Source organism: Prevotella aurantiaca (genome assembly GCF_015262605.1).
Lineage (GTDB): Bacteria > Bacteroidota > Bacteroidia > Bacteroidales > Bacteroidaceae > Prevotella > Prevotella aurantiaca.
Genome location: NZ_JABZSJ010000068.1, coordinates 1 through 12,783 on the forward strand (window position 1 = coordinate 1; position 12,783 = coordinate 12,783).

The 12,783-nt window shown below is 36.4% G+C and carries 12 protein-coding genes and 1 CRISPR repeat array; of the genes, 4 read left to right on the forward strand and 8 right to left on the reverse strand.

Features of this window, described 5'->3' with window-relative positions; genetic code table 11:
• Positions 1–11 precede the first annotated feature (11 nt).
• Positions 12–902: a CRISPR direct-repeat array (repeat unit 47 nt; unit sequence GTTGTGATTAGCTTTAAAATTAGTATCTTTGCATTAGCAAACACAAC).
• Between the two features lie 119 nt (positions 903–1,021).
• From cas2 to cas9, 3 genes are read right to left on the reverse strand one after another with little or no spacing between them, the layout of a single operon-like run.
• Positions 1,022–1,318 (reverse strand): CRISPR-associated endonuclease Cas2, encoded by a 297-nt coding sequence (cas2, locus tag HXN26_RS09785; protein WP_051528173.1) that lies wholly within the window; start codon positions 1,316–1,318, stop codon positions 1,022–1,024.
• Between the two features lie 51 nt (positions 1,319–1,369).
• Positions 1,370–2,302 carry a type II CRISPR-associated endonuclease Cas1 gene (gene cas1, locus HXN26_RS09790; RefSeq protein WP_025000597.1) on the reverse strand — a complete coding sequence of 311 codons (933 nt, stop codon included), beginning with the start codon at positions 2,300–2,302 and terminating at the stop codon, positions 1,370–1,372.
• A gap of 12 nt (positions 2,303–2,314) precedes the next feature.
• The gene (cas9, locus tag HXN26_RS09795) at positions 2,315–6,457 is read right to left on the reverse strand and encodes a type II CRISPR RNA-guided endonuclease Cas9 (protein WP_273161005.1); all 4,143 of its coding nucleotides are present in this window, start codon (positions 6,455–6,457) and stop codon (positions 2,315–2,317) included.
• 351 nt (positions 6,458–6,808) lie between these two features.
• Between cas9 and HXN26_RS09800 the strand changes: the two genes are divergently transcribed.
• From HXN26_RS09800 to HXN26_RS09815, 4 genes are all read left to right on the forward strand, one after another.
• Positions 6,809–7,165 (forward strand): hypothetical protein, encoded by a 357-nt coding sequence (locus tag HXN26_RS09800; RefSeq protein WP_273161006.1) that lies wholly within the window; start codon positions 6,809–6,811, stop codon positions 7,163–7,165.
• Between the two features lie 22 nt (positions 7,166–7,187).
• Complete coding sequence (locus HXN26_RS09805) at positions 7,188–7,586, forward strand: DUF2750 domain-containing protein (RefSeq protein WP_273161007.1); 399 nt, start codon at positions 7,188–7,190, stop codon at positions 7,584–7,586.
• Positions 7,587–7,591: 5 nt separating this feature from the next.
• Positions 7,592–7,747 carry a hypothetical protein gene (locus HXN26_RS09810; RefSeq protein WP_273161008.1) on the forward strand — a complete coding sequence of 52 codons (156 nt, stop codon included), beginning with the start codon at positions 7,592–7,594 and terminating at the stop codon, positions 7,745–7,747.
• 148 nt (positions 7,748–7,895) lie between these two features.
• The gene (locus HXN26_RS09815; protein WP_273161010.1) at positions 7,896–8,027 is read left to right on the forward strand and encodes a hypothetical protein; all 132 of its coding nucleotides are present in this window, start codon (positions 7,896–7,898) and stop codon (positions 8,025–8,027) included.
• 313 nt (positions 8,028–8,340) lie between these two features.
• On the opposite strand, the gene HXN26_RS09820 is transcribed toward HXN26_RS09815, so the two are convergent.
• The 5 genes from HXN26_RS09820 to HXN26_RS09840 all read right to left on the reverse strand — a co-directional run bounded on the left by HXN26_RS09820 (position 8,341) and on the right by HXN26_RS09840 (position 12,437).
• Entirely contained in the window at positions 8,341–9,198 is an 858-nt protein-coding gene (locus HXN26_RS09820; protein ID WP_025000601.1) for an OmpA/MotB family protein, read from the reverse strand.
• Between the two features lie 185 nt (positions 9,199–9,383).
• Positions 9,384–9,788, reverse strand: coding sequence for a hypothetical protein (locus tag HXN26_RS09825; protein WP_273161012.1), 405 nt, complete (start codon positions 9,786–9,788; stop codon positions 9,384–9,386).
• Positions 9,789–9,889: 101 nt separating this feature from the next.
• Complete coding sequence (locus HXN26_RS09830) at positions 9,890–10,333, reverse strand: hypothetical protein (RefSeq protein WP_025000603.1); 444 nt, start codon at positions 10,331–10,333, stop codon at positions 9,890–9,892.
• A 50-nt stretch (positions 10,334–10,383) separates the two neighbouring features.
• On the reverse strand, positions 10,384–11,166 hold the full coding sequence (locus tag HXN26_RS09835; protein ID WP_273161014.1) for a glycosyltransferase family 2 protein: 783 nt from the start codon (positions 11,164–11,166) through the stop codon (positions 10,384–10,386).
• Entirely contained in the window at positions 11,163–12,437 is a 1,275-nt protein-coding gene (locus HXN26_RS09840; RefSeq protein WP_273161016.1) for a glycosyltransferase family 4 protein, read from the reverse strand. Before HXN26_RS09840 ends, HXN26_RS09835 begins: the two co-directional genes overlap by 4 nt.
• Between the last annotated feature and the right edge of the window lie 346 nt (positions 12,438–12,783).

The following is a 12,783-nucleotide window of genomic DNA, read 5'->3' on the forward strand; positions in this document are numbered from 1 at the left end:
TTATGAAAATTGTTGTGATTAGCTTTAAAATTAGTATCTTTGCATTAGCAAACACAACCTTCATCTGCTTTATCTCGTTCAAGCTTTTGTTGTGATTAGCTTTAAAATTAGTATCTTTGCATTAGCAAACACAACTCATTGGATTTATCTTCGCACAACCTATTCGTTGTGATTAGCTTTAAAATTAGTATCTTTGCATTAGCAAACACAACGCGCAGTAGGAGCGAAAAACTTGTTGGCACGTTGTGATTAGCTTTAAAATTAGTATCTTTGCATTAGCAAACACAACTACGAGGAAATAACTGCAAAACCTTTCTATGTTGTGATTAGCTTTAAAATTAGTATCTTTGCATTAGCAAACACAACAAAAGGTTCTGTAATTCGTTCATCAAAATCGTTGTGATTAGCTTTAAAATTAGTATCTTTGCATTAGCAAACACAACTTTTAAGCAATTTACAAAATGAAACAGTAGGTTGTGATTAGCTTTAAAATTAGTATCTTTGCATTAGCAAACACAACGGTGTGCCCTACGCCACCATTAGCAGAGTGTTGTGATTAGCTTTAAAATTAGTATCTTTGCATTAGCAAACACAACCTGCATCAACCAGGCAACATTCAGTTCCTGTTGTGATTAGCTTTAAAATTAGTATCTTTGCATTAGCAAACACAACAAGTCCTGCCTAAATCAAAAATGCAGGCAGGTTGTGATTAGCTTTAAAATTAGTATCTTTGCATTAGCAAACACAACTTTATTTTATTTCTTGCAAATGTTTAAAGGTTGTGATTAGCTTTAAAATTAGTATCTTTGCATTAGCAAACACAACAGAAGAACAAAGAGAGTAAAGAGTATTACGGTTGTGATTAGCTTTAAAATTAGTATCTTTGCATTAGCAAACACAACTCAACAGGCATAAAGCAATGATATTCAGCATCATTACGAAGGTTTAGAGAGAAAGAAAAATGCAAGAAAAATAAAGTTCCATTCTCAATGAATGGAACTTTATTGTTTCTAACAGAGGGCTAAAAGAGTTCTAATTGTACTCCTGGCGCATTGGGGCGTTGTGGTTTCTTACCATAAAATAACTTTATTTCTTCGAATTGTTTATCTGTTATTCCCATAATTCCAACTTTTCCGTACGTTGGAATAAAGGTAGAAACTCTTTTTATATGCACTTCCATATTTTCTTTACTACCACAGTGGCGTATATAAATAGAGAACTGAAACATTGTAAACCCATCTTTTAATAGGTTCTGACGAAAGAGAGTAGCAGCCTTTCGTTCTTTCTTTGTATCTGTGGGTAAATCAAAAAACACCATTAACCACATGCTTCTATATTGACTAAACCTATATTGTTCCACTCATTTGCATTATAATTCTGGATAAGCCATTCTTCTTAATTCGCCATTGAAGCACTTGTAAAGCGAAGAGGTTGTTTGTTGTGTAGCTATCATCAATGGACTTTTCTTGTTTCCAATTGTTGTATCGAGCACTGGAATAGCAAGTAGTTTCATCTTTATTTCTTTAGTTAGTTCGCTATAATCGTTCGTTGAAGCCATTACATCTAATACTAATCCATCGACGTAAGGGCGATAAGGTTCCATTACATCATCGGCAAGACAATAAGCATTATACTTATTATGGTGGTGAATGCCTAAAGTTGGAAGCAATCCGCTGGCAACTAAAGACCGTGCTACTACTGCACGCAATATAGCATAACCATAATTTAAAAGATTATTAGGAGGTTCTCCTTCACGACCTCTTATGAAATTAGGAATATCAGAAAAAACATTTTTCCAATAATATGCGGCTGCTCTTGCCTCAAGATTATCAGGATCGCCACTCCTAACCTTATCAGCCCAAACGTACATACAACCAGTATCAACCTTAGTATATCTTTCTAAGAGTTTGGCTTGATTGCATATTTTCTGCTTAATGGTTTGTTGCCATAATTGTTTTTTAAGTGGTAACGATGCTTCTATTTGCGTGCGAAAACGTTCGCTTTGTAGTGTATTACTGCATAAAGGAAGCAAAAGTCCAATGGGCATATTCTTGCTATCGCAGGTAATTACTGCACAGTTATTTTCTATTAAAGCTTCTAATGCTGAAGAAGTAATGGTTATTCTTTTGTTATCGAGCAGTACAACTCCAATATCTTCTATTGGAATTGTACGCTCGGTTTGCTTTTTAAAACCATCAGACAAATTACTGCAAGTCTCTACTTCTGGCAAACGAATTACCAGCTGCGCATTCTGCAAACTCAAATATGCAGGATTACTGAAACATAATGTTTTCTTTATCATAGATTCAGAATGTTAATCGTATTCTCCTATTGCCACTATTTTGCCAATAGCATTGATGCGCACCTTTACAATACCTTTTAAGTGTGGTAAAGATTTTAATTGTTTGTATGTAATACCTTTAAGATTTGGAATTCTTTCTACTGTTGTTTCTAAATGATGTCTAAAAAGATAATCACGGATAATAGACTTGTCATAGATAATTTTAGAAATTGTTTGAACTCTGTATAGATTTGGACTTATCATGTCATAATTGGCTTCGTCCATTAAATTCACTTCGGTAGGAATAAATCCTGTCGCTTCATTAGGGAACACGAAGTATTCGTTTTGCTTCATTGTAAATAAAAAACTCCAACCTTTATCGTGATTATAGTTTTTGTCAACAATAGGAATTCCTTGCGATTTACGTTCTGCAGCTTCGAAGAAAGAAACAGCATTATCTTGTAGATTGCCATCTTCGTCGTAATAGAAAGCGATATGATGGTTGTTACTTGTTTGTACATAATTACCTAATACAGGTTTTCCATCTTTTCCAATAATAGGTTTACCTGCTTGATCTTTCAGTGTATGTAATGGAATGGCACTTAAAACTCCTTCTATGCTAACTCGTTTTAATGCTATTTTCTTTGCTTCGTCGATATAAATAGGGTTCTCATCTAAATTACTGAATGCTTTCTTTGCATCTCCATTAAATTTTGCTAAGCGGGCTTTCAGAATTTTTCGTATACCTTTATCAATTACTTTTTCTATTTTAAGATCTGGTGTAATTGGTTTACGAATTGGGTGGTAAGTTTCCCATTCTACAGTTTTAACTAATGCAGGTAGAACTTTTGTCTTTTCTTCATTTAGATATATTGGATTCTTTTCCAAACTATTCTTTCCTGCAAAAGCCTTTTTCGCATCACCGTTGTATTCAGCGAGGCGTTTTAGAAGAGCTTCGCGAATAGTAAGATTGCTTATTTTGTTTATCGTTGCTTCATCTAATGCTGCTCCAACTTTCACCATTGTTATAATAGGACGTTTCTTTGTTCCATAAATGGTTTCGTTATGAAGTGCTCCACGTGGTGTAAGTTGAATCTTTTTTATTACTCCCTGTTTGGTTTTAATCTTGTTTACATTCTGTGTCATCACCTTATTTTTTGCCTTAATTGATATTAAGATGGCACTAAGATGGCGTTTTGTTTCTGCACGAAATTCGTGAATAGGGATTGGGGCATTAAACTTTAGCTTATTATCCTCTCTGTGTAACTCTTTATTTTCTATTGCATAGATGCTATTGCTCTTATTGCTTCGTGCATTAAGATTGTTTAGATACTGAATGAAAGCGGGTTTTGTAAAAGCGATTGTCAAGGCATCCATTGCATGATGACGGTGGTCGTTTCGTTTTGTCCAATCTTTTATGCGTTTAATTTTCCTTCCGTCTCTATCTTCAACTATTTCTGCTAAACCAAGTTTTTGGTACTTTTCAAAGTTCAGCTCCTTCATCACGTCTACCAATTGCCAATCTTCACGCAGACGACTGGTTACTTCTCCGGTTGTTGGTGTAACAGTTTTTACAAGTTCGCCCAATATTTCGCATGCTTTCTTCGCTATGTATTGTGTATTGCGAAGGTCTCGTTCGATGAATTCAGAAGGGATATCGGCTTCTTTCATCAATAGTTTGTTGTATTTTGCTCTGCTTATAACTTCTTTTAATAAAAGTATATCAAGTTTCTTTTTATACGCTTCAGCACCTTCGGTACCATATTTTTCCTGGACGAAATCGAATGCTGTTTTATTACTCTTTGCAAGGTTTATATCGCGTGCTTCAAGAGTTTTATTTGAGAAAGAGTCGTCGAAAAGACGTGCCTTTGGAATGATATGCTCGACATCGAAGTCTTTAGAGAATAGTTTTTCTTTAGAAATATATGTATCAGAGTATAATGTCTTAAAGCCATTTGCTTCAAGTTCTTGATATAGTTTATACTTTATAATATCGTTACGGCTGATGTATGAAAGCGCAAAATCTCTTTCCAAAATTTCACGAATACGTTGATTTTCAGCATTAGCTTGGCTAATTGCACGTGTTGCTTTCTCTCTTTCGGCAGCACTACTCTTTAATTCGCGCGCCATTTCTATTCTGATTTCGTCGGGCTTTCCGTATTCATCAATAATTGTATTGATGACATTTATCATCTGATTGAGAATTTTCTCGACAACAGGATTGCGTAAACTATTCTTTGGTAACAGTTCTAATCTTTCTTTATAAACCTTCTGATCTAACTCTTCTTTCGTAAGTGAGCGACGTGAATGTTTATATCCAGCATATGCACAAGCCTGACTATAGTCGTTTCCTACTTCAAGATAAGGTAATATTTTGCGCATTGCTTTCACACTGAGATTACTATAATCGTCCTCAAAAACAACATCGCAAAGTTCAGTTGCATACTCTTTTGGAAAACCAAAATCAGTTTCTAACTTTCTTAGAAGTGCTTCGTTACCTGTTCTTGAGTTATCGCTTTCGTATGAATATAGTAAATGCCACAACATATACATAGGTTGTTTTTCCAACTCATGCTTCACTAATGATGGATTAAAGTCAAGAATATCGGTATTAAAACCTAAGTTTTTAAAAATTGTTGTAACGTAATGACGGATCTCGGAAGCTCTTAACTTCTTGAAATCACACTCTTCATGACCAGTTAAAGAAATAATTCTGTTATAGCAATCAAAAAGAATAGCTTGTGTACGATTGCCTTCTACTTCTTTATAGTTAAGGTCCCATTGTTTACCTTTCTTATTAAGTATTTTCAGCACATCGGTTTTGCTAAGCTTTACCTTTACACTTAATTCTTGATATAGCAAGTTTCTTTCTTTCTCATCGAGTGAATGTTTTTCATTCGTATCGTTATTTATAAGTAAAATATTATTGATATTTTGCCAAATTCTAAATTCTTGGAATACAGGAGAAGACTTTGGTGCTACTTTTGGACCTATGGTTATTTCTTTTTCTTTACCATCAATTGTTACTTTTACTTTGCGTTGCTCCAATTCGCAAACAGAGATAAGTCCTTTCTTGCTCTTCAATGGGCGTTGATAAAAGATGATAATATCTCTTATTTCGTGCTTCAGTTCTGGTGTTAGCTGCTTATGGAAAGCTGCTTGCGTTTCCCAAAGCTTCTCAAATTCGTCTAAATAGTCTTGGCGATAGAAAGGTTTGTTCTTTATGCTGATATGCGGATTTTCTTCTAACGAAGCCCAGAGGTATTGTCCAACCGTCTGTTTGTTGAAATAAAGTTCCTTGCTTCTGTCGCTGATAGCACCGAGCAGTCCGCTTGTATTGGCTATTTGTCCTTTCAAATCGCTAATGACAAAGGCTAAAATTTCTTTGCTAACTTGTTGTTTTAATGCCTCAATTCTCCATTTTAAAGGTTGCAATTTTCTGTCTAAACCTTTTAAGTCAGCAGAATAAATTCCATATTTAGCAAGGAAAATTTTGTTTGTATTAACTTTGGTTTTGCCTTCTAATTGTTGTTTAAACTCGTCTGTAAGTATTTCTGGATAATACTTTTTCTGCTCGTTCCATATTCTTTCAAGTTCAGCAATTAAGTCGGAACGATAGTAATCTTGAGCAAATTTCTTACCTTTACTAAGCAATTGGAAAGAATATTCTGCAGGAGTAAGATGCTCTTCGTAGAGTTTCTTTGCTATAGTCATGCCATCAAAAAGCTGTCCTTCTTCCTTATTGTTTGCTTTACGATTACTTTTATAGCCACGCTTTTTATTCAACATAAATAATACACGAGCAAATTCGTGAAGCGAAATCATTTCTTCTGCGGCCTTTGCTCGTAGCTTATAGGTTTCAAAAGTAGTTCCTTTACCTTCCTCGTACAACGTATCGTTACATAACCAACCTTGATCTTGCAGAAGATTGCGAAGGTTTTGTCTACGAAGTTTATAGCGTTGAAGATTTATTCTTGCACCATGACGTTGCTGTCTATCCGAATTGGTTGTGATAGCCTTACCTTTTTCGAAGTTGCTCTTTTCATCTACGGTTAATGGATTAACCCTTACCCCAAGTCGAATAATCGAAGATGATTCATTATCGTTGTCGGCTTCGTTCACTAAAGCCCATCCTATACTTGTGGTTCCTAAATCTAAACCTAATATTTTTCTCATGCTTTTCGACCATTTATGTTAATAATATTGCGTAAAATTACAAAAATATTTTAAATTAAAGAAAACATGTATTGAAAAACTTGCATATTGTTTTAGAAAGCTATATCTTTGCAATACTAATTTTAAAGCAAATCACAATAAGGATTTTTCCGTTGTGAAGACATTAGGTTGCCTCGTCCTTAACGGGGCTTTTTTTATGTCTGCATCTTTGCTTATAACTACTATACAAAAGGCGTATTATTAGTAAAGAGTGAAGACGAAATGTATGAAGAAAAGGAAAAGAAATTAAACTTTGATGATTAAAAAAGGTTGCAACAAACATAAGAAGGAACCTTATCACTATTTTTTCAAATGGAGACTCTATATATAAATAAGGAGAATATATTCAGCAACTTTGATGAATTGAGCAACGTATGGGACAAATCGACAAGCTTGTCGTTATGTCTGAACATTCCTATACCCGACATTGAACCTGTCGTTACCGAACTTTTGAGAAAGCCATTGAACGATTTAGTTTTCAGTATTCTATCGGAAATAGCAGAAAAGGACGGATTAAATGAAGAGTTGATGCGTTTGATTTACAATCATGGAGACAAGGGTTGCAAAGTTGCCATTGCACTTCGGAACGATTTACCAGCGGATTTAAAAATCTTATGTGAACACCATGACGACGCAGATATAAGAGAACATTATATGAATAAGCTATAAATTGAATCTAAGGAGAGAAACGATGGAAGTATCTAAACAGGAACTTGATGCTGTCATAGCTCTATCGCCAGAAAAACGTTATAACTATTTCGTAAAAAGAATATGCGATTGGGAACAAGTATGGACACTATATGATGACGACTATATTGTGCTAAACGAAGCTAAGAACGGAAAGTTATATGTACTATTGTTTCCGTTTAAAGACTTTGCTAAGCACTATGCAACAAACACAAGAGACATGAAAGGTGTCTCATATAAAAGTTTTGAGCTTTGCGAATTCCTTGAGACGATTGTAAAGAAACTGCAAATGAACAAGGTTAACCATGCTTTGATTTTTCCAGTTGCTGATGGTTATGGACTGAATGTATCGATGGAAGATATGGTTAAGGACATTCAAAGCGAATTGGAGAACTACAAATAAAAGATATGAAGCAAACTATTATTAAGAAATTGAGTGCCTTCTTGAAAGAGAACATAACGTTATTAGGCATCGCTGCTACCAACGAGCAAATTGGAAATGTCGAAAAAGTACTTCATGTGGTAATGGATAACGACTACAAAGAGTTTATTTTGAACTTCTGAGGTGCTTATGAAGGCATAGCCATTCATGCTTTTTAGAACGGAACATTGATAGGGAAAGATACAATTATCGACCTAACGACGAATGCTCGCCATCTTTTTAATACGGCAACTCTCTCCCCCGAAATAAATTAATGTCTTGTTTTCTCTGATGACGGGGGCTGGAAATCCAATAGCAATAGCACCAAATGAAGAAGTTGTACTCTTTGACTACGATATAGAAGAAAAGCAAAAACTTGCCAATAGCTTTGAAAAACTAATTGAAGATAGCTTTATCAACTGATTAAAAAAGCCTCAACAAAGAAGTAAAACAATGAGTAGAAGCTAAAATGGTAAGATGAAAACAGACTAAACAACAATAAAAAAAAGTCTTCAAATGTTGTATATTGCACATTTGAAGACTTTTTTAATATGTTCTCTCAATCCTAATGCAGCAGATAATAAACTGCTTCGCCAACTGATTTGCCTGCACTATAGACTAAATAGCAACACAATGCAACAATTATTGGTCGTGTCCTCCATCGCATATATCCTTTAAATGCAGGGTGACTTGCAAGAGATTTTAAAAACTTTTCCATTATTAAATCAATTGAATCCTATTTTTCTGCTGATTCAGGAGCCTTACCAATAAGGTCCATAAACTGATCAAGCTTAGGAGTAATGATAATTTGTGTACGACGATTGCGCTGCTTTCCAAGCTCAGTATCATTAGTTGCGATTGGATTATACTCGCCTCTTCCACCAGCAGTAAGACGCTTTGGATCTACACCGAAGTGAGTTTGCAAGTATTGTGCTACTGAAGAAGCACGCAAACAAGAGAGATCCCAATTGTTACGAATATTCTTCATCTTATCGCTTTGAGCGTTTACAGGCACGTTATCTGTATTACCTTCGATCAATACATCGTAATCTCTGTAGTCAGAAATAATCTTTGCAATCTTGCTAAGAGTCTTTTCTGCACGTTCATTTACTTCGTATGATCCGCTCTTATAGAGCATATTATCTGCCAACGAGATATAAACAACGCCCTTCAACACTTGAACATCAACTTCCTTAAGTTCTTCCTTACTAAGACTACGTGTAAGGTTGTTGGTGAGAACGAGGTTGAGTGAGTCGCTCTTACTCTTAACTTGAACAAGATGACGGATATATTGGTTGCTTTCGTTAATTTGGTCTACCAATTTTGAAATATTGATATTGTTTGAATTTGCATTGTTCAAACTCTTGTCAAGACTGCCCTGCAACGCTGCAGCACTAGCCTTAGCTTGTGCCAATTGGTCTTCCAAGCTCTTGATACGAGCATTGTTTGCCGCAATAGTTTCCTTTGCATTCTGATATTCACCAGATAATCGTTGGTTCTCAGATTGGCAGTTTTGCAAATCTTTTTTGCTGGCACAACCAGTAAACAAAAGTGCGCCTGCGCACAAGGTTAATACTAAAAGGTTCTTTTTCATATTACTAATACTTTTAAATTTATACTCAATAATATTTCTTTTACCTGCATATAACAGGTGCAGACGTATTTCGCCTGCTTCTTGTACAAAGTTATTCATTTGACGGGAGATACCTATAAAAGTAAAAAAGCTTTATATTATTTTAAGCGATTTTAGACATTTACAGCACATAAACATCTATTTTCCTACTCAATAGGCTCTATCTTAGGTGCTTTCACATCTGTTATTTGCGTGTTATTGGTTCCTGTTTCTTCCTTTGTAGAAGGCGGAGGAGTGGCAGAAACATCAATAGGTTCAGGTTCCGGCATATTCTTTACGTTCAAGTTTGCATCGTCCGATTCAACGTAATCAACTTTCTTATTTTCCTTAACCTCTACTTCTTTTGCTTCTTCCTTGGTTAATACAGGAATTTTTGAAGTAGTATCAATACCTATTACCGTTCCCGACATATCCACTTCGTACTTACGTGGGGGTGCCATCTCACGTGTTGCCATCAGTATTGACAGCAATATTGAACCGAAGAAGAGTACTCCAGCGCAAATAGCAACGGGCTTGGTGTATGTAGGTTTCTTATTTCCTTGTGGACTCATAAGCACATTGTTGTAGAATCGAACTTATGCAAAAGCAAAGTCATATGTATTGTACAAAAGTACTGAAAATATCCAATACCACCAAAAGAATGCACAAAATGCTAATATTTCTTCTTGTTTATCTGATGGTCAGATACCGCATCGCTGGCTTTATTGAGGGTTTTGCCGACTCTTTCACCGAATCTTTTGCCAGAATCACTTATCCTTTTAAAGAAGCGTTTGGTTTTCTTTTGAACCTTACTTGCTGTATTTCCAATTGATTCAGACTCGTTTTCTACAAAGTCTCCCACTCCTTCGCCTATGCTACCGAGCCCTTCTTTAATCTTTTCTCCAGATGTTTTCTTCCTGTTACTTGTTGTACTTGTATCGTAATCGCCGTACTGTTCTGTAGCATAAGGCTCTGTCTGCGGCTTCTTTTTTGCGGTCGTACTCTGTTTCTTTGCAGGCACTGGATAGTTTAAAACTGCATTTGTCTGTGCGCTAACGCTTGTGCTTATTCCTATAAAAAGGAAGGTAAGCAGGGTATAAATAATCTTTGTTTTCATTTTATTCTGAGGATTTGATTTATATAAAGAACGTTGACTTTTCGACAATATTACTTTTTTACGAATTTTCTTACTACAAACCAAGCGTGTTTTGTAAGGGTTGAGAACAAACCGTAGTGCTTGCACATAACTTGAAAACGCTCTCGAAGCGATGCCCGGTGATGCTTTGTGGTCTGCCCTTCTTCCATATAATGAGCAACCACAGCGTGCACATTTCTTAATAAAAGACCTTTGCGTTCGCCCTCACGCATTATCTTTATACACCAATCTACATCGGCAGAATATCGATAACGTGTATCGAAAGGAGTTTTACGAGCTATGTCTAACCGAGCATAAAAAGCTTGATGACACACCAACATACCATCTCTAAACGACTGCCAGGTTAGGTTTTCTGGTGGCTGAAGTCTACGATGATATAAGAAAATGCCTTTTTCATCTACTATATCCGTATCCCCATACACTACAGCAGGCCGTTCCTCGCCATCTCCAACCTCTGCTGCCAATGCCACTTTCTCAAGAGTATCGGCAGTTGGAAAGCGGTCGCCAGCATTTAAAAACACTACATAATCGCCCTTCGCACGCACCAATCCCTTGTTCATAGCATCGTAAAGACCTTTGTCTGGCTCGCTATATATTCGAACAACGTGCCCATTTTCGGCACTATCAGACATATCTTTGTAAGCCTCAGCTATTGCAACAGTGTTGTCGGTAGAGGCTCCATCCACGATAATATGCTCTATTGTGGGGAAGTCTTGCTTCAAAACACTATCTAATGTGGGCTGCAATACATCGGCAGCATTGTATGTAATGGTGATTACTGAGAATGTTATCATACTTCTTTCGTCTTTGAATTAGCAAGCGCTTTCTCGTAAACAGCTATGTATTGTGCGGCTACTTGAGCCTGAGAATAGCACTGCTTCACTTTTTCTACAGCTTCTGCAGACAGCATTTCATAGTCTGCCACATTCAGCACCCAGTGTATTCCTGTTGCCAAATCGGTTGAATCTTTCATCTTAACCACGTATCCATTGCGTTCATGGTCTATCATTTCAGGTATGCCACCTACCTTAAAGCCCACGCAAGGCACGCCACAAGCCATCGCTTCCATTACTGTGTTGGGCAGATTATCGGACAAAGATGGTGTTACAAACACATCAATGGCATTATAAACGTCTACTATCTTTTGCGTATCGCTAACATATCCCAGTGGGAACATTGGCAAATTGAATTGTTCGCGTAGGTCTTCAGCGTGTCCTCCGAGCACTACAACCGCCGTATTTTCGAGCATTTCAGGGTGTTGTTCCGCCATTTTTCGACACGCATCTACCAAGTAGTTCATACCTTTATTATGGTTTGTAACTCGTTGAGATGCGAAAAGTACCAAACGTTTATCGGCAGGTAAGCCCAGTTTTCGGCGTGCTTCGACCTTATCAACCTTGCGAAAAACATTTGTATCTATGGGGTTTGGAATACATTCAATCGTATTCTGCCCAATCAATGCACTTTGTTTTGCTTCGCCTTGCAGCCACTTACTACACGTTATATATATAATGTGTGTTCGTCCTTCTATCGCTTCTTTACGCTTCCACGTTTGTTTTGCAAGGTCTCTTCCTATACCAGAAGGTAGCAAGCGGCACTGTTTGCACTGACTTTCGAACTTCCTACAGTCTAAAGTAATATGACAAACAGCAGTAGCGGGCCATATATCGTGCATCGTCCACACAAGCGGCTTACCCGATTTCAATATCTTTTCAATACTTTTGAGGGAGAGCATACCTTGGTTTATCCATGCTAAATGAATTACATCAGCATCTTTAAACACTTGCAACTCGGTAATATCAGTACCCGCATTGGCTATATCGATGGCAAAAAGATTGCGTTTAGAGAAATGCAGATGCCAGAAAACACACCACCGTTCCCATAGTTTATTCCACCTTGTACACCAATTATTCTTGATTGTAAACACAGTTTCGTCGTCGCTCAACCTATCGCGAACAAGCATAGTTGCTTCGATTCCGTTATTATTAAGTGCGACTTTCAAGCGGTTTGCAGCCACAGCTGCACCTCCCGTTTGCTCACTTGTATTCACAATCAGTACTTTCATCTTACCTTATTTTACTTGACAAAGATACATGTTTTCAATTAAATAACGGAAAGAAGCCTCTAAATAATGCTATAAAACTTCTACAAAAACGAACTGAAAATAAAGGAAACACACCTCGTTTACAATGAAAAAACACAAAACCCAAAAGTGTTATACGGTTTTTATCAAAGGATACTAAAACTCCAAAACATTTGATTTTCAATCTTTGACATACATCAAGATTTTGCAATAAAATTAAAAATAGACCCCGAAATATTTGCAAGAATTACAAATTATAGCTACCTTTGCATCGTCAAAAGGTTAATAGATTGTTTAGGTTAGTAGTAATAGATTTAGGTTTTTAGTT

Excerpts from the sequence above, each read along its gene's own strand:
- HXN26_RS09820 (WP_025000601.1), bottom strand. The coding sequence starts at position 9,198 with ATGAAAAAGAACCTTTTAGTATTAACCTTGTGCGCAGGCGCACTTTTG.
- cas9 (WP_273161005.1), bottom strand. The coding sequence starts at position 6,457 with ATGAGAAAAATATTAGGTTTAGATTTAGGAACCACAAGTATAGGATGG.
- HXN26_RS09815 (WP_273161010.1), top strand. The coding sequence starts at position 7,896 with ATGACGGGGGCTGGAAATCCAATAGCAATAGCACCAAATGAAGAAGTT.
- HXN26_RS09825 (WP_273161012.1), bottom strand. The coding sequence starts at position 9,788 with ATGAGTCCACAAGGAAATAAGAAACCTACATACACCAAGCCCGTTGCT.
- cas1 (WP_025000597.1), bottom strand. The coding sequence starts at position 2,302 with ATGATAAAGAAAACATTATGTTTCAGTAATCCTGCATATTTGAGTTTG.
- HXN26_RS09840 (WP_273161016.1), bottom strand. The coding sequence starts at position 12,437 with ATGAAAGTACTGATTGTGAATACAAGTGAGCAAACGGGAGGTGCAGCT.
- cas2 (WP_051528173.1), bottom strand. The coding sequence starts at position 1,318 with ATGGTGTTTTTTGATTTACCCACAGATACAAAGAAAGAACGAAAGGCT.
- HXN26_RS09830 (WP_025000603.1), bottom strand. The coding sequence starts at position 10,333 with ATGAAAACAAAGATTATTTATACCCTGCTTACCTTCCTTTTTATAGGA.
- HXN26_RS09805 (WP_273161007.1), top strand. The coding sequence starts at position 7,188 with ATGGAAGTATCTAAACAGGAACTTGATGCTGTCATAGCTCTATCGCCA.
- HXN26_RS09800 (WP_273161006.1), top strand. The coding sequence starts at position 6,809 with ATGGAGACTCTATATATAAATAAGGAGAATATATTCAGCAACTTTGAT.
- HXN26_RS09810 (WP_273161008.1), top strand. The coding sequence starts at position 7,592 with ATGAAGCAAACTATTATTAAGAAATTGAGTGCCTTCTTGAAAGAGAAC.
- HXN26_RS09835 (WP_273161014.1), bottom strand. The coding sequence starts at position 11,166 with ATGATAACATTCTCAGTAATCACCATTACATACAATGCTGCCGATGTA.